This window comes from Blautia luti, assembly GCF_013304735.1.
In the GTDB taxonomy this organism is placed as follows: Bacteria; Bacillota; Clostridia; order Lachnospirales; family Lachnospiraceae; genus Blautia_A.
The window spans coordinates 76,183-99,292 of record NZ_JAAITI010000006.1; the positions used below are offsets into that span (position 1 = coordinate 76,183).

Genomic DNA, 23,110 nt, shown 5'->3' on the forward strand with positions numbered 1-23,110 from the left:
CGTCCTCTCTTAGTATGTAACGTATGAATTATTTCAGTCTTGTATTTTTTTGTTGCTGTGCCAATTCCTTCATTTCTCTCGCATTTTCAAGAACAGCCGGTGTGATCTGGGCGCCACCCAGAAGTCTTGCAAGCTCACGAACAGATTCCTCTCCTTCAAGAGGATGGATCTGGGTGATGGTCTCTGTTCCTTCCACATGTTTCTCAATCTCAAAATGGGTATCCGCCATTGCCGCAATCTGTGGAAGATGGGTGATACAAAGCACCTGTCTGTGCTGTCCGATCACAGCCATTTTTTCGGATACTTTCTGTGCGGTACGGCCGCTGATTCCTGTATCGATCTCATCGAAGATCAGCGTATCAATCTGATCCTTATCTGCAAGGATCGCCTTGATGGCAAGCATAATCCTGGAAAGCTCTCCACCGGATACGATCTGCCCCAGCGGTTTTCTGCTCTCACCCGGGTTTGTGGAAATCTCGTATTCTACCGTATCATAACCATTGTCTGTATAATTTTTTCTGCGGTCAAAACGGATGGAAAAATCCACATCCTCAAAATTCAGCTCCTTCAGTCCGTCGATGATTTTTTCATCCAGCTGTTTACTGTATTCTTTCCGGATTTCTGAAAGTTCATGCGAAACTTCTTCGAGAACCTTTTCTGTCTGTACAAGTTTTTCTTTCAGAAACTGGAAATTTTCTTCAAATTTTTGAAGTTTTTCCAGTTTTTCCTGCTGTTCCTTCTGATAAGACAAAATTTCCGGGATCGTCTGGCCGTATTTTGCCTTCAGGCCATTGATCAAATCCAGACGTTTTTCTGTTTCAAAAAAAGTTTCTTCATCAAAAGTAAGGCTGTCCATATAAGAGGACAGATCCCGGCAGAAGTCACTGAGAAGAGAATCGATCTCTCCAAGGGCTTCCTGTAAAGGTGCAAGTTCCTTATCGTAATCCACAATTCTGGAAAACTCTTTCAATGCGTTTCCGGTCATGTCCGCGGCACCCTGTTCATATCCGGTCAGCCCGTGAACCATCTGTGCGGTTTCCATGATCCTTCTGGCATTGCTCAGTTTCCGGTAACGGTCTTCCAACATTTCATCCTCGCCCGGAACAAGAGCTGCTTCTTCGATCTCGTTGATCTCAAATTCCAGAAAGGCTTTTTCCCGGTTACGCTGTTCCTCATCCATGTCCAGCGCTTTCAGCTGATCCATACAGTTCCGATACTCCCGGTAAGCTTCCCGGACCTTCTCCCTGGCCGGAAGGATCCGTTCTTTTCCGTATACATCCAGGATCGCCAGCTGGCGGTCACCGTAAAGAAGGGACTGATGCTCATGCTGTCCGTGAATGTCCAGAAAGCAGGCTGCTGCTGCTTTCATCTGGCTGACTGTGCTTGTCTCTCCGTTGATCTTGTTGATACTTCTGCCGTCCATGATCTTACGGGACATCAGCACCTGTCCGTCCTCCGGATAGATGTCAAGCGCCGCAAGGGACTCTCTGGCTTTCGTGTTTTCAACCTGAAATAACAGCTCTACCAGGGCATAGGAAGCATTTTCGCGGATCATGCTTCTGGAAGTTTTTCCGCCCAGGATGAGCTGTATGGATCCTAACAGGATGGATTTTCCGGCTCCGGTCTCACCGGTTAAAATGTTTAATCCCGGTCCGAATTCCACCTCTGTTTCCTCTATCAGTGCAAGATTTTTTACATGCAGATGTACTAACATTGGTTTCCTTTCTGGTATAAAGTGTCTACATATTCTGTCATTTTATTTTCCACGGGATAAGATCCCGCCAAGCTTCTGTACTACTCCCGGTGCCTGCTCGGAAGTTTTTACCACACACATGATGGTATCATCTCCGGCAATGCACCCCAGAATCTCCGGCCATTTCATGGCATCAAGAGCTGCTGCCGCTGCCATGGCCATTCCGGGAATCGTTTTTACCACTACGATATTCTGTCCGATATTCATGGAAATTACTGCATCTTTCAGGACTCTGGAATATTTATCACTTAACACATCCGGTGTGTGTTCTTCCAGGATCGCATATCTGGATTTTCCGTTGCTGCCTGCAACTTTTGTCATCTTCAGAGCCCGGATGTCTCTGGATACGGTAGCCTGTGTAACCTTGAAACCGGCCTCATTCAGTCTTGCCGCAAGTTCTTCCTGTGTATCGATCTCGTACTGACGGATCAGTTCGATAATTTTTTCATGTCTTGCTACTTTCAAAATTGAACCTCCTGCATCAGCTGTTACTCATTTTCTGTCTCAGAACCTCCACAAAGCTCAGATGGTTCAGCTTGAGGATCTTTGTCCTGACTGTGGCTTTCCGGATGACGATCCGGTCACCGGTGACCATGGATATCTGGGTATCCCCGTCAAAAGATGCCACCGCTTTCTCAATGGTATTATGTCTTCCCTCGCCGATCTCCACAGTAACCGCCTCTTCCCCGGAGAGAATGATACTTCGGGTATTCATGGTGTGGGGTGCAATGGGTGTCATGATCATCATACTGGCACTTGGGGAAACCACCGGGCCTCCTGCTGACAGGCTGTATCCGGTGGAACCGGTTGGCGTGGAGATGATGATTCCATCCGCATTATAGGAATTCATATATGAATCATTGACATAATTCTTGAAACGAATCACACGGAGATGTCCCTCTCTTCCGATCACAATATCGTTTAACGCGATATCTTTTCCGATCAGCTCTTCTCCCCGATAGATCTTTCCCTCCAGCATCATTCGCTCTTCCAACTCATAATCGTCAGTCAGAAGTCGATCCAGCGCCGGATATACGGAATTTTTGTCCACCTCTGCAAGAAATCCCAGAGTTCCCAGATTGATTCCGAGAAGAGGGATATCCAGATGCACCACATCCCTTGCAGCCTGCAAAAGCGTTCCGTCTCCGCCCAGTACGATAATACACTGTGTATCCTGTGGGATCCCATCCGGATCTGTATAATGATACGGTCCTTCCATTTTTTCGGTAATTTTCTGCACGTGGCACCTGGCACCATGTTCTTCCAGATAGTCGATGATCATATTGGAAAATGTCAGTTCCGGATCCTTGGCACTGTTTGGAATTATATAAAATCTGTCCATATTGCTTCAGTCCTTTCCAAACATCAGTCCAGCTGTCCGTGGGCTTCCTTTACCACATCCTCTACGGATACATCAAGACTCATAGGCACTTCAGTTCCTTCCGGATGTTTTTTGAGGTGAAGGAGATATTCAATATTTCCCTCCGGTCCCTTGATCGGGGAAAAAGAAAGATGACAGGGTTCCATGGCAATGCTCATGGCATAATCCCGTACCTTTTCAATGACTTCCTCATGGACCTTCGGATCACGGACAACGCCTTTTTTTCCAACTTTTTCTCTGCCTGCCTCAAACTGCGGTTTGATAAGACATACGATCTCTCCGTCTTCTGTGAGAAGATTTCTTACAGGAAGAAGAACTTTTGTCAGGGAGATGAAAGAAACATCGATGGAAGAAAATGCTGCCGGCCCTTCCAGATCTTCCGGTACCACATAACGGATGTTTGTCTTTTCCATGCATACGACTCTCGGATCATTCCGGAGTTTCCAGTCCAACTGTCCGTATCCCACATCAATGGAATAAACTTTGACTGCTCCGTTCTGAAGCATACAGTCTGTGAAACCGCCGGTGGATGCGCCTACATCCATACATACTTTATCATTCAGCGTTACGCCGAAATTTTTCATGGCTTTCTCAAGTTTCAGTCCGCCTCTGCTGACATAGGGAAGCGTTTTTCCTCTTACTTCCAGCTTGGCAGTCTCCGCAAACATGGAGCCTGCCTTGTCTTCTTTCTGGCCGTTAACGTATACCTCTCCGGCCATGATATAAGCTTTTGCTTTTTCCCGTGACGGTGCAAGTCCCTGTTCCACCATCATGATATCCAGTCTTTTTTTCATGTTATCCTCCAACAGCCCGGCTTTTTATGTGCCGGGCTGTAAAATGCCCCGCAGGTCCTTATTCCCCCACAAAGGCTGTCTCTTTTATTTTCTGTTATTCCCAAGATCTTCCCAGCTCTGCTCTATGGCATCCAGGATTCCCTGTACATTTAAACCGGTTTTTACCCGTTGGCTGTCTACAGTTCCATGCTCGATAAAATGATCCGGGATTGCCAGCGGAAGCACTCTTACTTCCGGATGACAGGCTTCCATATAAGCAGATACATGTTCTCCAAATCCGCCACTTTTTACATTTTCCTCTACAGTCACAAAAAGACTGTGGTTCTGTGAAAGGCGGTCAAGAAGGCTGGTATCCAGCGGTTTTACAAAACGTACATTGACAAATGTAGCTCTTGCGATTCTGTGATCTCTTATCTCCTCACAGACTTTCTGACAGACAGAAACCATGCTTCCAACACCAAGGACAGCAATCTCACTGCCCGAGGTGATCACTTCACTTCTGCCCTTCTCAAGTGGCTCATCACGCTCTTCCATATCTGTACATGCTGTTCCCTTCGGATAACGGATCGCACAGGGACCATCCAGCTCTTCTACTGCAAATTTCAGCATCTGCTCCAGTTCTTTTCCATTCTTGGGAGCCATAACTGTCATATTAGGGATCATAGACAGATAGGAAAGATCAAAGCATCCATGATGGGTTTCTCCGTCTGCTCCCACAAAACCTGCCCGATCAATAGCAAAGATCACATGAAGATTCTGCATGCACACATCGTGGAGGATCTGATCAATTCCTCTCTGCAGGAACGAAGAATAGACCGCAAAAACCGGAATCATTCCTCCAAGAGCCAGCCCTGCCGCAAAGGTTACCGCATGCTCTTCTGCAATACCCACGTCAAAAAATCGTTCCGGGAATTTCTTACAGAACCGGTTCAGTCCGGTTCCATCGGGCATGGCAGCCGTAATGGCAACTACTTTCTGGTTCTTCTCTGCCACAGAACATATTGCGCTGGAAAAACAGTCCGTATATGTGGGCGCTGTTTTTTCTGCAAGAGGTCTGCCGCTTTTGATCTCAAAAGGACCGGTTCCATGAAAACGCTCCGGATGGGAAGATGCCGGTCCATAACCTCTGCCCTTTTCCGTAAGGACATGGACAACCACCGGTCCCTCCACTCTTTTTGCCTCATTAAAAAGCTTCATCATCTGACGCATATTATGGCCGTCTACTGGCCCCAGATAAGTCAGACCCATATTTTCAAAAAGCATTCCGGGAATGATCAGCTGCTTAATACTGCTCTTGGTTTTGCGGACCGTATCCACCACGGCTGTTCCAACATGTGGAATTTTTTTGAGCGTTTTTGTCACGCCGATTTTCATTCCCGTGTAAGTCTCCGCTGTACGCAAGGCACTTAAATAGGTGGACATTCCTCCAACATTCTTGGAAATGGACATGTTGTTATCATTGATGATAATAATAAAATTTGTCTTCAGCTCAGCCGCATTGTTTAATGCTTCATATGCCATTCCACCGGTAAGCGCACCATCTCCGATGACAGAAACCACATGATGTTTCTCTCCCCGCAGATCTCTGGCACGGACATAACCAAGTCCTGCGGAAATGGAATTGGAACTGTGTCCGGTATCAAAAGAATCACAGTCACTTTCATTTCTCTTCGGGAAGCCACTTAAGCCTCCCTCTTTGCGAAGATCCTTAAAGCCGTCTTTCCTGCCTGTAAGAATCTTATGCGTATAAGCCTGATGTCCCACATCCCAGATCAGTTTATCCTGTGGAAAATCAAGCACATTATGCAGAGCAAGGGTCAGCTCCACCACACCCAGATTGGATGCCAGATGGCCGCCTGTCTCACTTACACTCTGGATCAAAAAGCTCCTGATTTCCTCGGCAAGGCGCGGAAAATCCTCCAATGAAACTTTATGAATATCATTTGGCTTTTTAATTTTTTCCAGAATCATTCGTATCCTTCCTTCGTTCTTTCTATTTCCTGCGGCTTACTAGACTTTCCACAAGAAGATCCAGAAATTCATTCTTCCTGTCAAGACTGTTTAAAAGCTCTACCGCATGTTCAGAAAGTTCTTTAACCTTGCCGGCTGCTGCCGGGGCTCCCATGAGGCTTACATAGGTAACCTTATTGTTCTTCTCATCACTGTGGATCGGTTTTCCCAGTTCCTCCTGGGTACTGGTCACATCAAGGATATCATCCTGGATCTGAAAAGCCAGCCCGATGTTCTCTGCAGCCTGCTCCACAACTTCAAGTTCTTCCTCCGATGCCCCTGCCAGCACGGCACCGGCCATCATGGAAGCCTCGATCAGTGCGGAGGTCTTGTTCTTGTAAATATAATCCAGCATCTCACGTTCCAGAGGTTTGCCGTCATTCTCCACGTCCACACTCTGTCCTCCAAGCATACCGTTGATGCCGGTCTTATCTGCCATAATCCTCATGGCAGATATCACACGTTCTTTATCTTCAGTCAGGTCGAAAGCGGAAAGCATCACCTCATAGGCTCTGTTCAAAAGTGCCACACCGCTTAAAACACCCATAGCCTCTCCATATACCTTATGTGTGGTCAGCCTTCCTCTCCTGTAATCGTCGTTATCCAGTGCCGGAAGATCGTCATGGATCAGCGAATGCGTATGGATCATCTCCATCGCCGCCATAAAAGGCTCACAGAGCGCGCCCTCTCCTCCGAATAAACGATATGTTTCCATAATCAGAATCGGGCGGAGTCTCTTTCCGCCTGCCGTCATACTGTAATTCATGGCCTCTGCCATGGTTTTTGCAAAACCGGATTCTTCCGGAAGATATTTCCGGATCACCCGTTCCGCTTCTTCTGTTCTTTTTTTCAGTTCTTCATTAAAATTCACGAAATGTCCCATCCTCATTCATCTGAAGCATCTTTTTTTCTACAGTATCCAGTCTTCCATTTAAATCTTTAAGAAGTTCCATCCCCTGCCTGTAAAGGCAAAAGGATTCTTCCAGAGATGTTTCTCTGTCTTCCAGCTTCCGGGCAAGCAGATCAAGCTCTCCGAAAGTCTCCTCTATGGATTTTCCTTCTTTCTTTTCTTCTGTTTCTGCCATTATCGTTCTTCCTCCCTGATGCTGTCCACAACTGCTTCTATTACACCATCTGTTACTGCAACAGAAAGTCTTTCTCCTTTTTTAACCTGACTGATTTCCGTAACTGCATGTCCGTCTGTGTCGGACACAAACGCATATCCGCCATTCAGCTTCTTCAGTGGAGAAAGTCCTTCAAACCGTTGAATCCATACTGCCAGTTCATGACGTTTTTCTGTCAGTTTATGCTCCATGGAAGAGCGCAGACGTTCTTCCAGATCTGCGGCATGTTGTCTTTTCTCTCTCAGCACAGATTCCGGGTTTAAATATTTCAGCTTCGTTTCATATGCTTTCAGCCTTTCGGCAAAAAGTTCTGTTTTGCTGTTCATGGCACTCTGCAGACGTTCTCTGTATATTCGAAAACTCTCCATCACGCTGCGAAAATCATCTACCGCAAGCTCTGCCGCAGCCGAAGGTGTGGGAGCCCTCAGATCCGCCACAAAATCCGCGATAGTAAAATCGGTTTCATGGCCTACCGCCGAAATCACAGGTGTTTTACACTCAAAAATAGCACGGGCTACGATCTCCTCATTAAAAGCCCAGAGATCTTCAATAGAACCACCTCCACGGCCGACAATGATCACGTCCACCCCTGCTTCATCCAGCATTTGGATTCCTTTTACAATACTCTGTGCCGCACCTTCTCCCTGCACAAGTGCCGGATAAAGGATAATCTGCAGATAGGGATTTCTTCTTCCCGCAATATTTCGGATATCCTGCACAGCCGCACCGGTAGGCGCTGTCACCACACCAAGAGTATGAATAAAATGAGGTATGGGCTGCTTATATTCCCGGGCAAACATCCCCATATCCTCAAGTTCCTGTTTCAGTGCCAGATACCGCTCATAGAGAGCACCGGCGCCCTCCAGAGTAATCTCTTTCGCATAAAGCTGATAACGCCCGTCTCGCTCATATACATCTACAGCGCCGCCTACAACCACCTTATCTCCGTCCTTCATGCGAAAGGCAAGGCCACGACGGTGTCCCGCAAACATCACACAGCTTAATGTACCCGTCTCATCCTTCAGGGAAAAATAGATATGTCCACTGGTATGATATTTACAGTTGGATACTTCTCCCTTTACATAGACTTTCCGGAGAAAGTAGTCCTGGGTAAACATATTTTTGACATAATGGTTTACCTGGCCGACAGAATAGACATTTCTCATGCGTTCTCTTCAGGAACTTCCGCTGCTTTCTCTTCTGTGTCAGCAGCTTTCTCCTCGTTCTTCTCTTCTTTTTCGGATGCGATCTTTCCGAGGACTCCGTTTACAAAAGAACCGGAAGCATCGCCGCCAAATCTCTTGGCAAGTTCTACAGCCTCATTGATGGCTACTCCTGTCGGTACATCCTCATCATATTCCATCTCGTATACTGCCAGGCGAAGTGCTGCGAGATCCACACGGCTCATACGTTTGGTCTTCCATCCACGGCTTGCACTGTTCAGCTGTGCATCGATATCTTCCAGATGCTCCCTTACATGTGCATATTTCTTCTTCATATATTCCTGGTCCTGCTCTGAAAGTTCTCCAAGACCTTCAAAATAAAGAGAGAGCTGTTCTGTCATCTCTTCTTCTGAATTAAACTCTGTCATAAACATAAGTTTAAATACATGTTCTCTCTGTTCTCTTCTTCTCATAATTTCCTCCTAAGACGGAAAAAAGGAAAGGTTTACTTTCCTTTTTCGTTCTCCATATCCACGCTGGCAATATGAATATTTACATCTGCAACCTCAAGTCCTGTCATATTCTCGATAGCGGATTTTACTTTTTCCTGGACCTTCTTGCTTGTCTCAAGAATGTTTCTGCCATACTCGATATTCAGTGACAGATCCACGGTAACGACGCCTTCCAGAATGGTTACTCGTACACCCTTGGACAGGTTCTTCTTTCCAAGTTTACTTACCAGCTCATTGGTGATATTTCCTGCCATGGAAGCAACTCCGTCCACATCTGTTGCTGCAAGTCCTGCAACGATTGCAACAACCTCATCTGCAATGTGAACTTCACCGATTCCGCCCAGATCCTGTATCTTATATGTTGTTCTTTTTTCTGCCATGGGAAACCCTCCTACGGATATAATATTTTTGTTCGTAATTTTATACTATTATACCAAAAAATGTTATGAAATAAAAGGGCTTATTTACTGAATTCTGTCAGTACCAGATCCGGGTTTCTGTCCTCAACCATGCCGACGCTCCATGCATTGACAAAAAGAAGCAGCGGATTTCCCTTAAGATCTGTAACTTTCTTCATATCTGAAGTTCCCACGATCTTGTCTACCTTCACAGCTTCCTTGTTGGCGATCCAGCGGATATGCTCATATGGAAGTGTTTCCAGACGGATATCCACATTATACTCATTCTCCAGACGATATTTAAGGACATCGAACTGCAGAATACCGACAACACCCACAATGATCTCTTCCATACCAGTATTAAACTCCTGGAAGATCTGGATTGCACCTTCCTGGGCGATCTGATTGATACCTTTTACGAACTGTTTTCTCTTCATGGTATCGATCTGACGCACACGTGCAAAATGCTCCGGTGCGAAAGTCGGGATTCCCTCAAAGGCAAATTTCTTTCCAGGTGCACAGATAGTATCTCCAATGGAAAAGATACCCGGGTCAAAGACACCGATGATATCCCCTGCATAAGCCTCATCCACAACATGACGGGACTCCGCCATCATCTGCTGCGGCTGGAGAAGACGCATTTTCTTGTCGCCCTGTACATGGTAAACTTCCTTGGTCGCATCAAACTTGCCGGAACAGATTCTCATAAATGCGATACGGTCTCTGTGAGCCTTGTTCATATTTGCCTGGATCTTAAATACAAAGGCTGAAAAATCATCACTCATCGGATCTATTGGTCCACAGTCTGCAGTTCTCGGAAGCGGAGAGGTGGTCATCTTCAGGAAATGCTCCAGGAATGTCTCCACACCGAAGTTGGTAAGAGCAGAACCGAAAAATACCGGTGTCAGCTGTCCTTTGCTGACTTCTTCCTGAGAAAACTCCGCACTTGCGCCATCCAGAAGCTCGATCTCTTCCATCAGCTGTTCTTTCTGTTCCGGATCCATGACCTCATCTGCATGAGGATCATCAATATCGATCTCTTCGATCACACCTTCCTTGGTACCTTTCTGTGTATCAGAGAAGGTAAGGATCTTCTTTGTATTACGGTCAAAAACGCCTCGGAATTTCTTACCGGAACCGATTGGCCAGTTGATCGGACAGGTAGCAATGCCAAGCTCTTTTTCGATCTCATCCAGAAGATCAAACGTATCATTGGCATCTCTGTCCATCTTGTTGATAAATGTAAAGATCGGGATGTGTCTCATAACACAGACTTTGAAAAGTTTACGGGTCTGTGCCTCAACACCTTTGGAACCATCGATGACCATGACCGCGGAATCCGCTGCCATCAGGGTACGGTAGGTATCCTCGGAGAAATCCTGATGTCCCGGTGTATCCAGAATGTTGATACAATATCCGTCGTAATGGAACTGAAGAACGGAAGAGGTGACGGAAATACCTCTCTCCTTCTCGATCTCCATCCAGTCTGATACTGCATGGCGGGCCGTAGCCTTACCTTTTACGCTTCCGGCCAGATTGATGGCCCCTCCATACAGCAGAAATTTTTCTGTCAATGTTGTTTTACCGGCATCCGGATGGGAGATGATGGCAAAAGTTCTTCTTTTTTCTATTTCTTTCGTATACTTCGACACGTGAGCCTCCTGTATATTCTCTAATATCTCTATTTTACTATAACCTTACCTATTCTAGTATAGACAAGGCTTTGCTGTCAAGGCAATTCAGTCGTAAATTCCCTCTGTATCAATGGTGGAATCATTCTGGGCTTCTGCGGATGTCTCTGTATCTTTCTCCGACGCGGAATCTGCAGAATCATTTTCCACAGATGCTGCGGTATCCTGTGCTTCATCGCCTGTACTCTCCTCTGTATTTTCTGTACCTGCAGCATCCGATGCACTTTCATCTGCTGCTTCTTTGCTCTGGCTCAAAGGTGTAATCACAATACTCTCTGCCGCCACACCGGTTTTCCTTTTTACAATATCCTCGATCTGTGCACGTTTTGCATCTTCAAGATCCGCATCCGGCACTACCACATCCGCAGTTTCTCCCGTCAGATTTACGATCACATTCTCAAAGCCCTTCGCTTCCAGAAGAAGTTCTGCTGCCGACTCTTTTTCTGTAAGATCTGTCATGGAAACCATGGTATTGATGGCATTCTGTTTTTCTTCATCGCTGATATCCTTATTGCTGATGATCGCCTGCAGGTCCGCCTTGTTCTGAGAGCGCACCTGTTCTCTGCTGATTTTCGCCTGCGCCGCAAAATCCGACGCACCGGTAAGTACGGCTTCGCCCGGAGATGCGGTATCCATCACCTCCGACTGGGTTGTGCCATCTGCCCCGTTCTCATCCAGAAGGGCTGTTTCATCGGTCAGGTCATAATTCACATCGTCCAGGATACTGCTGCTGTCGGTGCTTGCCTCCTTATCTTTAAATCCCAGATCCACATCTGCGAAATTCAGATACCCGGCCACCGCGATCAAAATGGCCAGCGAGGTGATGATTACCTGGTTTTTCTTCATGATCTTTTTCACTTCTACTCTCCTCATTTCATTTTCATTACTCTAATTTTATGGGCGTCAATCTGAAATAATGCCATAATTGCCTGCTGAATATTCTGAACTGTCACTGCGCTGCCCGCTCCCTGGGCAGCTACCAGAACACCGGTAACTTCATTTTTGCTGCTTATGGAAAAACTGTCCGTATTTCTTTCTTCCCCGGTCATAATGATCACTTCCACCTTTCCGACTCCTTCCACATTGGAAAGTAGTTCCTCCAGGCGACTCTCCAGTCTTGTTTTTTCGGCCGCCTGGGTATTGATACTCTTATTGCTTTTCTGGGTTACCGGAAGCCCTGCCACCAGAAGAAGGATCCCCAGAAGAAGTACGATTCCCCACTCCTTCCACCCCATCGCTAGGATCCAGGATCTGATACTGATCTTTTCCGAGTCCGCAGATCCTTTCACACCCATCTTGTACCGCCTCCTTCTGCTTTTCTGTGATCTTCTCAGAAAGCCTTATAATCACCCGGAGATTTTTCTCCATATCCACTTCAATTTCCCTGCAAAAAATCTTTTGTTCATTTAAAATTTCCTCCACCTGTTTTTTCAACTCACTTTCATAAGCTTCTTTCAGAAAGGTTTCCCGGATCCCCTGTGCTTCCGCTTCCATCCGATCCTGTTCTTCCTGGCTGTAGTTTTCCCGGAAACCTTCCAGAAGTTCCTGACTTTTTCCCACAACAGCAAAAACAGGCGTACAGATAAGAAGTATCAGGAGAAGGCCCATAAACAGACGGACATACTGTTCATACCGCTTATCCGGCAGAATATGCAGGATCGCCGTAGTAAGCACATGAAAAAAAGCCAGATTTTTCATCCACTGATAGATTTCCTGCCTCATGATCAGATTCCTCCTGCCATCAATATCAGAAATGTCAACATACACAAAACTTCCGCTGTAAACAGGATCCGCATCAGAAGTCCGCACCCTTCTCCCATGGTACTGAATACTTCTACAAGCCGTTTATCAGACACCGGCTGTGCCACTGCCGCCAGAAATCTGTATACAAGTGCCAGCAGTCCGTAACGGATCACAGGGCCGGCTCCAACCACCAAGAGCACAAGAAGAAACACCACTCCCAGACTATTTCTTACAAGAACTGCTGTCGTAAGCACCAGTTCTGTTACTGCATTAACTGCATTTCCTACCCCAGGAAGTGCACCGGCAGTTTTTCCGATGGCACTTCTTTTCAGAGAATCCATCACCGGAGTTACCAGTCCCCGCACTACCTGCAGCCCTGCGACAACTCCCAGCAGCGTCCGAAGGCCCCAGGAAATCAGAGTCTCGATCAGTTCTGCCATTTTTCCCAGCATCTCTTCCCTGGAAAGATGATTTACAAACTTAAGAAGTATATACAAACTGACTCCAGGAAGCAAAATACTCTCCAGTATCCACTGAAACAGCCACACCAGAAGAAGTACTCCCTGATAAAAAACAGCGGCCGTAGATGCTCCGGATGCGGCAGCCACCGCCATAAAATACACCGGCGACAGCTCTTTCATAAATTCCGTAATCCACCGCAGCATAGAAAGCAGAGATGCACTTAACCCGGAAAAACTGTTCATCAGCAACGTAAAAACAAGAAGATACACAACATAAAAACTGATCTCCCCGATCTGTCCATTGTCAAAAGCACCTGCAAATCCGGAAAAAACTGCCGCAAATAAAAGAAGAAGCAGTAATTTTACAATCAGTTCTTTCTCTTTTTCAAGGCCGGAAAAAAGGAGACTGTGCAGAAATTCCCGCACACTCTCCTCCGAAAACATTTCTTCACCGGACAACAATCTGTGGAAAGCTTCTGTGACAGAAAAGCTGTTCTCACCAAGCATTTCATCTACCATGGACTGCAGATCCGTAAGTTCCAGCTGTTCTGTCAGCTGTTCTTCTGCTGCCGCATAAACAGGCTGTCCTGACAAAAAACATACCCAGAATATTCCTGCAATCCAGATTGTTATCAGCAACACTACTGTTCGTTTTTTCTGCCTTCCGTTCATGCCAGAAATCCCTGTATTGTGTCCAGAAGTGCCAGCAGCACCGGCATGCTCAGAACCATCACCGACAATCTGCAAAACAGATCGATCTGTGCCCCAGTAGAAGCATACCCTGCATCTTTGCATATACCGGATGAAAACTGTCCGATATATGTGATCCCGATCATTTTCAACAATGTAGTGATGTAACTTCCATCAACCGGAAGACTTTCTTTCAGCTTTTCGAGAGACTGAAAAAGATATCCGATCTTTCCTACCGCCAGCCCCAGGATCACCAGGCCAATTCCCGTAGTAAGCAGACTTGTATATTCAGGAGCCCGTGATTTCAGAAGGATTCCCAGAAGCACACCAACGGTTCCCAGAATAGAAATTCTTAAAATATCCACGTTTTCTCCCTCCTTTACAGAACAAAAAGCTGCTGGATATTTTCAAAGAGTTCATAGATATACGGTACGATCCAGAACAGCACAATCAGAAGTCCCGAAAGACTTACGAGAAATGCCTGTTCTTCTCTTCCGCTGTGCTTCAGGATCTGGGAAAGAACTGAGACCAGGATCCCTACTGCTCCGATCTTAAATATGATACTGACCTCCAAAAGCTCCCTCCTTTTTCTTCAAAAGCCCGTCCCATCTTATTTGTCCAGACAGAATCTTTACACCAAAAGCACTGCCAGAAGCAATCCTCCCAGAATTCCCAGACTCCGGTACAGTCTCTTTTTTCCGGAGGCTTCTTCTTTCAGCCGGGAAATCTCCTCTTCCAGATTTTTCTCATACAGAGAAAGCTGCTTTATCTGCATTTCCAGATCCATATATCCAAGATATTCTCCGACAGAAAAAAAAGCGTCCTTTTCCCCATGGGTAAGGCAGCTTTTTTTCAGGGAATTTTCCGCACATTCCCTGCATATCTGTGAGAGTTTTTCTCCTTTTCGCGCTTTCATTCTGTCAGCGGCAGTTATGAGAAATTCTCTGTATTTTCCATTCATTCTTCCGGCGGCTCCATAAAAAGCATCCGGCAGCGATGCATTCCCGCAGCGGATCTCCCCTTTCAGGCAGATCACCATCCTAAGCAGCATCTCCAGGGTATATATTCTTTCCGAAACCCTTATGCTTTCAGAAACTCCCAGCCCGGCTCCTGCAGCTACCACCAGAATACATCCTACAATCCGGTACATATGCATTTTCCGTTTTCATCATAAATTGCTTCCACAATTCCCGCACGGTCATGTTTCCCAAGAAAAATATATCTCTGGAAAACCCGCGCCTCCCACAGTTTCCGGAAAAACGGCTGTGCCAGTGTTTCTTCCATAGAATCTCCATGTGCAGTTGCAATCAGACGACATCCACAGTGGATGACAGATTCCACAGCTTTGAAATCTTCCTCTTTTCCAAGCTCATCTACAGCTACCACAACCGGCGACATGGACCGGATCAGCATCTGCATTCCTTCTGCCTTGGGACATCCGTCCAGAATATCCGTACGCATTCCCAGATCATTCTGCGGAATTCCCTGATAACAGCCGGCAAGCTCGCTGCGTTCATCTACCACTCCTACCGTAACACCGGAAATGTTCCCCCAGCCATTGCTCATCTGGCGGATGATATCCCGAAGAAGCGTCGTTTTCCCGCATCTGGGTGGGGAAACGATCAATGTGTGCATGATCTGCTCTCTTGTCTGAATATAAGGCATCACACTTTGGGCACATCCCTGGATCTCATGAGCCAGCCGTACATTGATGCAGGAAATATATTTCATTCCCCGGATCCGGTTTCCGTCCAGGATTACTTTTCCGGTAACTCCTACACGATGTCCGCCCTGTACACTTAAGAATCCCTGACGTATTTCATCTTCATAGGCATACAGAGAGTACCCGCTGACATACTCCAGTGTCTCCTTCAGATCCTCCCGTGTCACCAGATAAGGTTCTGTGTCTTTCTGCCGCAGAAAACATTCTCCCCCATCGTAGGTAAGAAACAGGGGCCTTCCCACACGGAGACGTATCTCATATAATTTATCATAATCAAGGTCTGCATCCACCAGAAGCTGGCGGACATTACTGGCAAACAGGTTCTGAATCTGGTTTGCGTCCATTTTTTCACCTCTTACACTTAAATATATTGCGGACGTGCCGGATTTAGTACCCCTTGTCTCCTTCGAAAAAGATCTGTTTCTCCCTTATTCCGACAGGAAAAACAGACTTTCTTCCTCATCATAGGCTTCCATCTTCGGAAGACTCAGCTTCAGTACACGGTCCACAATATTTACGGAGGACGCACGGTATGCATAGGCGCAGGATTCAAACATTACATAGAGATTGTCACCTTCCACCACGATCTGTTCCAGTCTCTCCGGAAAACGGTAAGTTCTGGCCGAATTTTCGTTTACATACAGACGCTTGTCGGACTGTTCATAAAATACCAGTCTGGATGGCAGGATTCCAAAAGAATGGGAGATCAGCAGTTTGTCATTGTAAAAAGCGATCCCCTGAACCTGCTCCGATATAGTAGAATAATCCAGCGGAACTGCCATTTCAAAATCCATGCCCAGTTCCTCATCCATGGTATTGATTAGATTTCCATCTGCGTCAACTCCGTATCGTGCAATTACACTTTCGTTATATTTTTCAAAGCAGCCTACATACAGACACCCTTCGTAAAAAGTCATAAACGAGTCCCTTACAATTCCATAAAGGCTGACTGTCTGGAAAGTATCCACCGGCAGGTGACTGTCATCATAATCATAGGCTTCTATTGTATCCATCTTTATACTTACTGCCTGTGCGATTCCGTTGATATTGGAAGAATACCACAGAATCTTATGCTCCGGGTCGTAGGCAAGGCCTCCCACATGAGGCTGTCCAGGCAGTATTATTTCTTTTATAAAATTATGCTTTTCTTTATCGATCACATAGATGACCGAATTATGTTTCTGTGTGCTGCAGTAGGCACTAACCATCACATAATCATCGGTAACTGCCAGTCCCTGAGGAGTCATGGACGTACACATGGCCGGTGTCGCACCTTTTTCCGTAAGCAACGTCCTTGTATTTTTCAGTCCGGGAATGACATAAGTTCCATATTCTTTCTCTTTTTCTCTCCCGTCAAAGGCAAAATAGGAAAATGCCTCTTTCTGGGAAAGCATCTGTTTCTGGCCCCGCAGCGTATACACCGCAGCACCTCTGTTTGTCACCACAGCTTTTGTGGGCAGTTCTGTCTTTGCCCTGTAAACAAACGCATATAAAAAATAACACATGCACAGCACAAAAACAACTGCCAGAATCTTCAGAAGGAAGATCCGGAAGCTGCGTTTCATCTCTTTGTTCATTTCATCGTCTCTATTCGCTATCTCAAAATGATGTCTTCGTATTCAAACCGTAATTCCAGGCTGTCTCTGGACCAGATCGCTCCACTGTATCCTGGCTCCATCTCAAGCATGATGTAATTTCCCTTATCCATGGGAATGGTTCTCAGATCTCTGGACAGACCCTCTCCAGTCCATTTGATATAGGCCTCCCTCAAAACCCACTGGGTAAAAAAGGCCTTTTCCATATCATCCGCATCCAGAATTTCCCTCACCATATCTGCAGGCACCATTCTTTCAAGAATTCTTTCGTAATTTACTTTCTTGTGAATCTGCACATCAATGCCCACTTCTTCTCCTGCAAACAGGCACATCACATATTTTCCGGAATGGGTGATATTATAATGAATTCTGGGAAGCAGGGTAAAAAACGGTTTCCCATGCTCCCCTTTTGCACGGGGTTCAAAGGCAAGTTTCCGGCCAAACTCTTTCTCGAGCCCGATCTCAAGAAGCTTTTCTCCGATCATGTGCTCCATGTTCTTGTTGTCATATTCGTCTTTTATTTTTGTATAATATATGATCCCGTTCATAATCCGGCCTCCTCAAGGAACCGGGAAGGCTCCCGTTCCTTCTCATACTGCTGTCTCACATAACACAGGGAAAGTTTTTTCTTTGCCCGCGTCATCCCAACGTAGAAAAGTCTCCGTTCTTCCTCAAGGTGTGCCTCCAGAACTGCCTTCCGGTAAGGCATACTGCCCTCATTGACATTCATAATATATACCCTGTCATACTCCAGGCCTTTTACTGCGTGAAGGGTAGATATCACACATCCTTCCCTTTTTACGTCCTGTTTCTTCGCCTGTTCTTCCAGTTTTCTGGTATATTCATCCATATAGGCCAGCCATTCTTCCAGTGTTTTCATTCCTCTGGCACTTTCGTGTATCCGGTTTAAGGTTTCCCAGAGCTCTTCTGTTTTTATTTTACGATACCTTGCGTATTCCTGCAAGTATTCTTCATATCCCATACCATTTCGGATAAAATTAATGGCAGCATAAGGGGCCATTGTTTTCAGGATCCGGAGATGTGTTTCTAGCGTTGTGATCCGGTCACCCATCCAGTCCTTATCTTTATAAAATTCTCCAAGAACTTTAAAATCTATATTTTTTTCGGTAAGAGCCTCTCTGGCTATGTAGCGGTTGGGACGATTCATAATTTCCAGAAATGTACTTCTGCTCCGGTCCCCCTGTGCCATCTTCAGATAGGCGATCATATTCTTGCAGATCCAGTGTCGGAACAGATTGGGCAATTTCTCTTTCATGGTAAAAGGAACCCCGTATTCCATCAGAGCAGCAACCAGTCCCTCTGCTTCCTGGTTGGTCCGAAAAAGAAAGGCCGTATCTTCAATATCTTCCCCTTTTTCCATCCGGTTTTTTAAGGCTCCTGCTGCTGCCATATACTCATCCCTGGGGTTTTTAAACTCTTTTACCACTACAGGTTCTCCCGGTTCATTGGGCGTGAAAAGTTTCTTTACATAACGGTTTTCATTATGATCAATTACCTTCATAGCTGTATTTAAAATATTTCCGCTGCACCGGTAATTAATATTCAGAAGCACTGTTTCCGCATTTTTAAAATCTTCCGGAAAATTCAGCATAATCTCCGGACGTGCCCCACGGAAATGATAGATAGACTGGTCATCGTCTCCCACCACAAACAGGTTATTTTCCGGAGCTGCCAGCATTTTTACAATATCATACTGAAGATGATTGATATCCTGAAACTCATCCACCAGAATATACTGAAATTTTTTCTGCCATGCAGCCAGGATATCTTTTCTTTTACGCAGAAGTTCATAGCAGCTTAAAAGCATGTCATCAAAGTCAAGCTTTCTTCTTTCGTTCAGAACTTTCCTATACCCTTTAAAAATCTGCCGGAACACTTCATCCGGACAGCAGGAAGAATAATAATGTTCCAGCGAAATTCTTCCCCCTTTGACAACGCTGATCTCTTTTGCCAGATCTTCCACAAAATCCCCCTCTTGGGACTGTTCTGTGGCACAGTTTACTGCCAGCTCTCTTAAGATCGCATATTTTTCCTCTTCAGAGAGAATATTGCTTCCATTGAGACCATATGCCTGTTTCAGGATTCCGTAAAATACACCATGAAAAGTTCCAAATGTAACGCCTGTCCTCGGAACTCCGGTAAATTTCAGAAACCGTTCTTTCATTTCTACAGCTGCTGCCCTGGAAAAAGTCACAACAAGAACAGAGGAAGCCGGTATCTTCCCTTCATGAATCATATGTGCTGTTCTTTCTACTATGACGGAAGTTTTCCCCGAACCGGGGCCTGCCAGAACCATCATCGGTCCTGACAGGTGGGCGATCGCCCTTTTCTGAGATGGATTTCGTTTCATAACTGGATGATTGACCACGCACTTATTCGCGCTCAAGTTTTTCGATTGCCGCATGTACACGTTTCAGTGTCTCGTCCTTGCCAATGATTTCCATGATCTCTGTTGCACCGGCCGGTGTCATCTGCTTGCCGGATACTGCTGTACGAAGCGGCCACATTACATAACCGTTCTTATAGCCATGCTCCTTTACAAAAGCACTTAAAGATGCATACAGCGGATCGTTGGTGTAATCCTCCTGTGCTTCCAGTACAGGAAGTACTTCTTTGAGAACTGCAAGGGAAGTCTCCTCTGTTGTTTTCATTTTTTTGTGACGGTACATTGCACTGTCATACTCCGGAACTTCCTCAAAGAAGTCTACAAGGTCCGGAATATCCGGGAATACTTCGATTCTGGTCTGAACCATACCTGCGATCTTCCTGAGATCAAAGTCTTTCTTCAGTACTTCTTTCAGATATGGAAGTGCTCTCTCATAGAATGCATCCGGATCCATCTTCTTGATGTACTCACCATTCATCCATTTCAGCTTGGCAATATCGAAAACTGCCGGTGATTTGTTGATATGGTGATAGTCAAATGCTTCCACAAGTTCCGGAAGTGTGAAGATCTCACGGTTATCTGCCGGGCTCCATCCAAGGAGTGCAACATAGTTGATCACTGCCTCTGTAACGAATCCCTGGTCGATCAGATCCTCATAGGAAGAATGGCCACATCTCTTGGAAAGTTTCTGATGTGTCTCATCTGTGATCAGCGGACAGTGAACATAGGTCGGAATATCCCATCCGAATGCTTCGTAAATACGGTTGTATTTCGGTGAAGAGGAAAGATACTCATTACCTCTTACCACATGTGTGATTCCCATAAGGTGGTCATCAATAACGTTTGCGAAGTTGTATGTGGGATATCCGTCGGATTTAATCAGGATCAGATCTTCCATCTCCTCATTGTTGACTGTGATATCGCCGTAAATAACATCGTGGAATGTTGTAGTTCCCTCTGTCGGCATATTGAAACGGATAACATGAGGCTCACCTGCATCCAGACGGCGCTGAACCTCTTCTTTGGAAAGGTGAAGACATCTCTTGTCGTAGATGGAGATCTCCTTACCTGCAACTGTACGTTTCATGCTCTCCAGCTCTTCCTTGCCACAGAAGCAGTAGTATGCATCTCCCTGCTCGATAAGCTGTTTCGCATATTTCAGGTACATACCGGTTGCCTGACGCTCGCTCTGTACATACGGACCGAAACCGCCGTCTTTATCCGGTCCCTCATCATGGAGAAGTCCGGTTTTCTCAAGGGTACGGTAAATGATATCTACTGCTCCCTCCACATAACGTTCCTGGTCTGTATCTTCAATACGGAGGATAAAATCTCCGCCTTCATGTTTTGTGATCAAATAAGCATAAAGAGCTGTTCTTAAGTTACCCACATGCATTCTTCCTGTAGGACTCGGTGCAAATCTTGTTCTGATCTTTGTCATTTCTTTTCTCCTCGTTTTGTTGTTTCTCATTATAAGTGATATTATATACCTAAATCCTTCAAAATGTCCATAGGTTTTCCGACGGAATCCCCCCGTCTTCCCTGTACACAGAAAAATCCCCTGAGACACCATTGTCCCAGAGGATCTCTTAATTCCTGCTTATGCTTCCACGCCTTTGTTTTTAAGGTACTCGATTACGTCTCCGACTGTATTCAGATCTGTAAGCTCCTCTGCCGGGATCTCAACGTTGTACTCATCCTCAAGAGCCATAACCAGCTCAAACAGATCAAGAGAATCTGCTCCAAGATCATCCTTAAAAGATGTCTCCGGTGTAATTATAGACGCCTCACAATTTAACTGCTCTGCAAGCATTTCTTTCATTTTTTCTAACATGTCTTATTTTCTCCTTTAATCGTTACAGATCGAATCTGTTTCCTCTTTTTGAGCAAAGTATATAGTCTGCAAAAACAGTTGTCAAGAGGATTTTCCCAAAAAATGGCTCCAGAGCAAAAATATTTTGATTTTAAAACTATTTTACTCTTGAAATTTTATCTGACGGGCCACACTGAGGGCAATTGCCATCTCCGACATCAGGAATACGATCGATGTTCCTCCGTAGCTGATAAAGGGCAATGTAACACCTGTATTCGGCATCAGATTCAGCACAACGGCAATGTTTAAGATTACCTGAAGTGCAATATGTATAAAAATTCCCGTAACGATCAGAGAGCCGAACAGATCCGGGGCATTCTGTGCAATAAAGAACAGTCTGTACAGAAGATACCCGAACAGGATCAGCACAAAAATACCTCCGAAAATCCCAAGTTCCTCACAGATAATGGAAAAGATCATATCGTTCTGAGCCTCAGGAACGCTTCCCAGTTTCTGGATACTGTTTCCAAGTCCCCTTCCGAAAAAGCCACCGGAGCCGATCGCATACAGTGCCTGTAACGTCTGATATCCGCCTTCATCGGAATATTTCTCAGGCTGAAGCCATACCAGTACTCGCATAATACGGAAGCTGTTACTGCTCTTGGTTGTCGCAACCAGAAACAGCACCCCAATCACGATCAAAACGATACCGACGATTCCTATAATGATAAAGGGGCGCATTTTCGGATGTGCCACAAACACCATTCCCACCGTAATTCCCAGAATGATCATGGCGGTACTTAAGTTATCGGTAAGCACATAGGCAGCCAGCGCAAGTCCTGCTCCCGGAAGGCCCAGAATCATACAACTTTTCAGGGTTTTTACCTTTCGTCCCATCTTCCCGATCATGTAGGCCATCATGATGATGACCGCAATCTTGGCCACCTCGGCAGGCTGAAAGTTAATCGGTCCGATATACAGCCATCTGGTTGCACCATGAGAAGAACGTCCCAGCGGAGTACGAACCAGGCCCATAAGGATCAGCGAAGCTACATACAGTGCGGTTGTAAAAGGAAGAAGGATATGATAATCCAGTATTTTTGAAATAAACAGCGCTCCGATCAGACATGCAGCACTGATCAGTGCCTGTTTCTTAAAATAAAACATATCATTGCCGTAATTCACTTCTGCCATATAAGAACTGGTACTGTACAGCATCACCAGTCCAAAACATACCAGAAGCACAATGACAGCAACAAGATTATAATCATAGTAATCCGATTTTGTATTCTGCTTTTTTAAATTGAGCAGAGGATTTTTCATTTTATCACCATCGCTTTCTGTATCTGCGAAGAAATTTCTGATATCGTAAAAAAGAAAGTAAAAAAAATTCCCGGAAAGCCGCATAAATGCTGTCTTTCCGGGACGTTCCATAAATGGACCTGAGGGGAATCGAACCCCTGTCCGAAAGCCTATCCCTTAAGGCATCTCCCATCACAGTCGCTGATTTAACATTCCCTCGGCAGCACGCCCACCGACAGGCTTACTGCTTCAGTAGCTTCATAATACATCTACCGGGGCAAAGCTTACCCGGCAAGGTTTCTCACATGGTCGACGCCAGATTCCCGATGTGTGAGTGCAACGGGGCTGACGAGCAGCTTAGGCTGCTAACGCTAACTTTTCGTCTGCGTTTATATTTAGTTCCCGGTTGGTACGCAGTCCAGGAGTCTGCGGATGGCTTCCCTAACTTCAAAGCCCCCGTCGAAACCAGTACAAGCCCTTGTATAAAAAAGACTTCTGATGACTTCATTCTCTTCAAGTCATCTCTGGTGGACAGACGAACTCTAAGCCA

General features: G+C 45.7%; 25 protein-coding genes and 1 other RNA gene. All 26 read right to left on the minus strand.

Annotation, left to right across the window (positions count from 1 at the left end; genetic code table 11):
• Positions 1-28: 28 nt before the first annotated feature.
• Positions 29-1,714: a DNA repair protein RecN gene (gene recN, locus G5B06_RS05100; RefSeq protein WP_118063040.1), complete on the minus strand. Its 1,686-nt coding sequence runs from the start codon at positions 1,712-1,714 to the stop codon at positions 29-31.
• A 42-nt stretch (positions 1,715-1,756) separates the two neighbouring features.
• Positions 1,757-2,218, minus strand: coding sequence for an arginine repressor (gene argR, locus G5B06_RS05105; protein ID WP_118063042.1), 462 nt, complete (start codon positions 2,216-2,218; stop codon positions 1,757-1,759).
• Positions 2,219-2,234: 16 nt separating this feature from the next.
• Complete coding sequence (locus G5B06_RS05110; protein WP_148446633.1) at positions 2,235-3,095, minus strand: NAD(+)/NADH kinase; 861 nt, start codon at positions 3,093-3,095, stop codon at positions 2,235-2,237.
• A gap of 23 nt (positions 3,096-3,118) precedes the next feature.
• A complete protein-coding gene (locus tag G5B06_RS05115; RefSeq protein WP_173761943.1) occupies positions 3,119-3,928 on the minus strand; it encodes a TlyA family RNA methyltransferase in 810 nt (269 codons plus the stop codon).
• Between the two features lie 84 nt (positions 3,929-4,012).
• Positions 4,013-5,899 carry a 1-deoxy-D-xylulose-5-phosphate synthase gene (gene dxs, locus G5B06_RS05120; protein ID WP_173771477.1) on the minus strand — a complete coding sequence of 629 codons (1,887 nt, stop codon included), beginning with the start codon at positions 5,897-5,899 and terminating at the stop codon, positions 4,013-4,015.
• Positions 5,900-5,921: 22 nt separating this feature from the next.
• Positions 5,922-6,809 (minus strand): polyprenyl synthetase family protein, encoded by an 888-nt coding sequence (locus G5B06_RS05125; RefSeq protein WP_148446637.1) that lies wholly within the window; start codon positions 6,807-6,809, stop codon positions 5,922-5,924.
• Positions 6,799-7,023 carry an exodeoxyribonuclease VII small subunit gene (xseB, locus tag G5B06_RS05130; protein WP_148446639.1) on the minus strand — a complete coding sequence of 75 codons (225 nt, stop codon included), beginning with the start codon at positions 7,021-7,023 and terminating at the stop codon, positions 6,799-6,801. The genes G5B06_RS05125 and xseB overlap by 11 nt, the downstream gene beginning before the upstream one ends.
• Positions 7,023-8,228, minus strand: a complete 1,206-nt coding sequence (gene xseA / locus G5B06_RS05135; protein ID WP_148446641.1) for an exodeoxyribonuclease VII large subunit — start codon at positions 8,226-8,228, stop codon at positions 7,023-7,025. The genes xseB and xseA overlap by 1 nt, the downstream gene beginning before the upstream one ends.
• A complete protein-coding gene (gene nusB / locus G5B06_RS05140) occupies positions 8,225-8,698 on the minus strand; it encodes a transcription antitermination factor NusB (protein WP_148446643.1) in 474 nt (157 codons plus the stop codon). The genes xseA and nusB overlap by 4 nt, the downstream gene beginning before the upstream one ends.
• 32 nt (positions 8,699-8,730) lie before the next feature.
• The gene (locus tag G5B06_RS05145) at positions 8,731-9,117 is read right to left on the minus strand and encodes an Asp23/Gls24 family envelope stress response protein (RefSeq protein ID WP_015524453.1); all 387 of its coding nucleotides are present in this window, start codon (positions 9,115-9,117) and stop codon (positions 8,731-8,733) included.
• An 80-nt stretch (positions 9,118-9,197) separates the two neighbouring features.
• Complete coding sequence (locus tag G5B06_RS05150) at positions 9,198-10,787, minus strand: peptide chain release factor 3 (RefSeq protein ID WP_118063046.1); 1,590 nt, start codon at positions 10,785-10,787, stop codon at positions 9,198-9,200.
• Positions 10,788-10,874: 87 nt separating this feature from the next.
• Positions 10,875-11,684: a SpoIIIAH-like family protein gene (locus G5B06_RS05155; RefSeq protein ID WP_118063049.1), complete on the minus strand. Its 810-nt coding sequence runs from the start codon at positions 11,682-11,684 to the stop codon at positions 10,875-10,877.
• 11 nt (positions 11,685-11,695) lie between these two features.
• Positions 11,696-12,061, minus strand: a complete 366-nt coding sequence (locus G5B06_RS05160) for a hypothetical protein (protein ID WP_243278895.1) — start codon at positions 12,059-12,061, stop codon at positions 11,696-11,698.
• Positions 11,976-12,548: a stage III sporulation protein AF gene (locus G5B06_RS05165; protein ID WP_148446647.1), complete on the minus strand. Its 573-nt coding sequence runs from the start codon at positions 12,546-12,548 to the stop codon at positions 11,976-11,978. Before G5B06_RS05165 ends, G5B06_RS05160 begins: the two co-directional genes overlap by 86 nt.
• Positions 12,549-12,550: 2 nt before the next feature.
• On the minus strand, positions 12,551-13,702 hold the full coding sequence (locus tag G5B06_RS05170) for a stage III sporulation protein AE (RefSeq protein ID WP_173761941.1): 1,152 nt from the start codon (positions 13,700-13,702) through the stop codon (positions 12,551-12,553).
• Positions 13,699-14,085 (minus strand): SpoIIIAC/SpoIIIAD family protein, encoded by a 387-nt coding sequence (locus tag G5B06_RS19365; RefSeq protein ID WP_173761940.1) that lies wholly within the window; start codon positions 14,083-14,085, stop codon positions 13,699-13,701. The genes G5B06_RS05170 and G5B06_RS19365 overlap by 4 nt, the downstream gene beginning before the upstream one ends.
• Positions 14,086-14,099: 14 nt before the next feature.
• The gene (spoIIIAC, locus tag G5B06_RS05180) at positions 14,100-14,294 is read right to left on the minus strand and encodes a stage III sporulation protein AC (protein WP_021976821.1); all 195 of its coding nucleotides are present in this window, start codon (positions 14,292-14,294) and stop codon (positions 14,100-14,102) included.
• A gap of 57 nt (positions 14,295-14,351) precedes the next feature.
• The gene (locus tag G5B06_RS05185) at positions 14,352-14,870 is read right to left on the minus strand and encodes a stage III sporulation protein AB (protein ID WP_173771479.1); all 519 of its coding nucleotides are present in this window, start codon (positions 14,868-14,870) and stop codon (positions 14,352-14,354) included.
• The gene (gene spoIIIAA / locus G5B06_RS05190; RefSeq protein ID WP_148446655.1) at positions 14,855-15,787 is read right to left on the minus strand and encodes a stage III sporulation protein AA; all 933 of its coding nucleotides are present in this window, start codon (positions 15,785-15,787) and stop codon (positions 14,855-14,857) included. Before spoIIIAA ends, G5B06_RS05185 begins: the two co-directional genes overlap by 16 nt.
• An 84-nt stretch (positions 15,788-15,871) precedes the next feature.
• Positions 15,872-17,020, minus strand: a complete 1,149-nt coding sequence (locus G5B06_RS05195) for a YncE family protein (protein ID WP_173761938.1) — start codon at positions 17,018-17,020, stop codon at positions 15,872-15,874.
• Positions 17,021-17,037: 17 nt separating this feature from the next.
• The gene (locus tag G5B06_RS05200) at positions 17,038-17,586 is read right to left on the minus strand and encodes a 4'-phosphopantetheinyl transferase family protein (protein ID WP_148446659.1); all 549 of its coding nucleotides are present in this window, start codon (positions 17,584-17,586) and stop codon (positions 17,038-17,040) included.
• The gene (locus G5B06_RS05205; RefSeq protein ID WP_173761964.1) at positions 17,583-19,409 is read right to left on the minus strand and encodes an ATP-dependent helicase; all 1,827 of its coding nucleotides are present in this window, start codon (positions 19,407-19,409) and stop codon (positions 17,583-17,585) included. Before G5B06_RS05205 ends, G5B06_RS05200 begins: the two co-directional genes overlap by 4 nt.
• Before the next feature lie 22 nt (positions 19,410-19,431).
• Positions 19,432-20,886, minus strand: a complete 1,455-nt coding sequence (gltX, locus tag G5B06_RS05210; RefSeq protein ID WP_148446663.1) for a glutamate--tRNA ligase — start codon at positions 20,884-20,886, stop codon at positions 19,432-19,434.
• Between the two features lie 159 nt (positions 20,887-21,045).
• Positions 21,046-21,279, minus strand: coding sequence for an acyl carrier protein (acpP, locus tag G5B06_RS05215; RefSeq protein ID WP_021976814.1), 234 nt, complete (start codon positions 21,277-21,279; stop codon positions 21,046-21,048).
• 141 nt (positions 21,280-21,420) lie between these two features.
• Positions 21,421-22,581: an FtsW/RodA/SpoVE family cell cycle protein gene (locus tag G5B06_RS05220; protein ID WP_173761937.1), complete on the minus strand. Its 1,161-nt coding sequence runs from the start codon at positions 22,579-22,581 to the stop codon at positions 21,421-21,423.
• 111 nt (positions 22,582-22,692) lie between these two features.
• Positions 22,693-23,038: a transfer-messenger RNA gene (ssrA, locus tag G5B06_RS05225) on the minus strand.
• Positions 23,039-23,110: the final 72 nt, after the last annotated feature.

Excerpts from the sequence above, each read along its gene's own strand:
- G5B06_RS05165 (WP_148446647.1), bottom strand. The coding sequence starts at position 12,548 with ATGAGGCAGGAAATCTATCAGTGGATGAAAAATCTGGCTTTTTTTCAT.
- G5B06_RS05220 (WP_173761937.1), bottom strand. The coding sequence starts at position 22,581 with ATGAAAAATCCTCTGCTCAATTTAAAAAAGCAGAATACAAAATCGGAT.
- G5B06_RS05170 (WP_173761941.1), bottom strand. The coding sequence starts at position 13,702 with ATGAACGGAAGGCAGAAAAAACGAACAGTAGTGTTGCTGATAACAATC.
- G5B06_RS05145 (WP_015524453.1), bottom strand. The coding sequence starts at position 9,117 with ATGGCAGAAAAAAGAACAACATATAAGATACAGGATCTGGGCGGAATC.
- recN (WP_118063040.1), bottom strand. The coding sequence starts at position 1,714 with ATGTTAGTACATCTGCATGTAAAAAATCTTGCACTGATAGAGGAAACA.
- G5B06_RS05195 (WP_173761938.1), bottom strand. The coding sequence starts at position 17,020 with ATGAACAAAGAGATGAAACGCAGCTTCCGGATCTTCCTTCTGAAGATT.
- G5B06_RS05200 (WP_148446659.1), bottom strand. The coding sequence starts at position 17,586 with ATGAACGGGATCATATATTATACAAAAATAAAAGACGAATATGACAAC.
- dxs (WP_173771477.1), bottom strand. The coding sequence starts at position 5,899 with ATGATTCTGGAAAAAATTAAAAAGCCAAATGATATTCATAAAGTTTCA.
- G5B06_RS05205 (WP_173761964.1), bottom strand. The coding sequence starts at position 19,409 with ATGAAACGAAATCCATCTCAGAAAAGGGCGATCGCCCACCTGTCAGGA.
- xseA (WP_148446641.1), bottom strand. The coding sequence starts at position 8,228 with ATGAGAAATGTCTATTCTGTCGGCCAGGTAAACCATTATGTCAAAAAT.
- acpP (WP_021976814.1), bottom strand. The coding sequence starts at position 21,279 with ATGTTAGAAAAAATGAAAGAAATGCTTGCAGAGCAGTTAAATTGTGAG.
- xseB (WP_148446639.1), bottom strand. The coding sequence starts at position 7,023 with ATGGCAGAAACAGAAGAAAAGAAAGAAGGAAAATCCATAGAGGAGACT.
- G5B06_RS05185 (WP_173771479.1), bottom strand. The coding sequence starts at position 14,870 with ATGTACCGGATTGTAGGATGTATTCTGGTGGTAGCTGCAGGAGCCGGG.
- G5B06_RS05115 (WP_173761943.1), bottom strand. The coding sequence starts at position 3,928 with ATGAAAAAAAGACTGGATATCATGATGGTGGAACAGGGACTTGCACCG.
- spoIIIAA (WP_148446655.1), bottom strand. The coding sequence starts at position 15,787 with ATGGACGCAAACCAGATTCAGAACCTGTTTGCCAGTAATGTCCGCCAG.
- G5B06_RS05160 (WP_243278895.1), bottom strand. The coding sequence starts at position 12,061 with ATGGGGTGGAAGGAGTGGGGAATCGTACTTCTTCTGGGGATCCTTCTT.
- gltX (WP_148446663.1), bottom strand. The coding sequence starts at position 20,886 with ATGACAAAGATCAGAACAAGATTTGCACCGAGTCCTACAGGAAGAATG.
- nusB (WP_148446643.1), bottom strand. The coding sequence starts at position 8,698 with ATGAGAAGAAGAGAACAGAGAGAACATGTATTTAAACTTATGTTTATG.
- G5B06_RS05110 (WP_148446633.1), bottom strand. The coding sequence starts at position 3,095 with ATGGACAGATTTTATATAATTCCAAACAGTGCCAAGGATCCGGAACTG.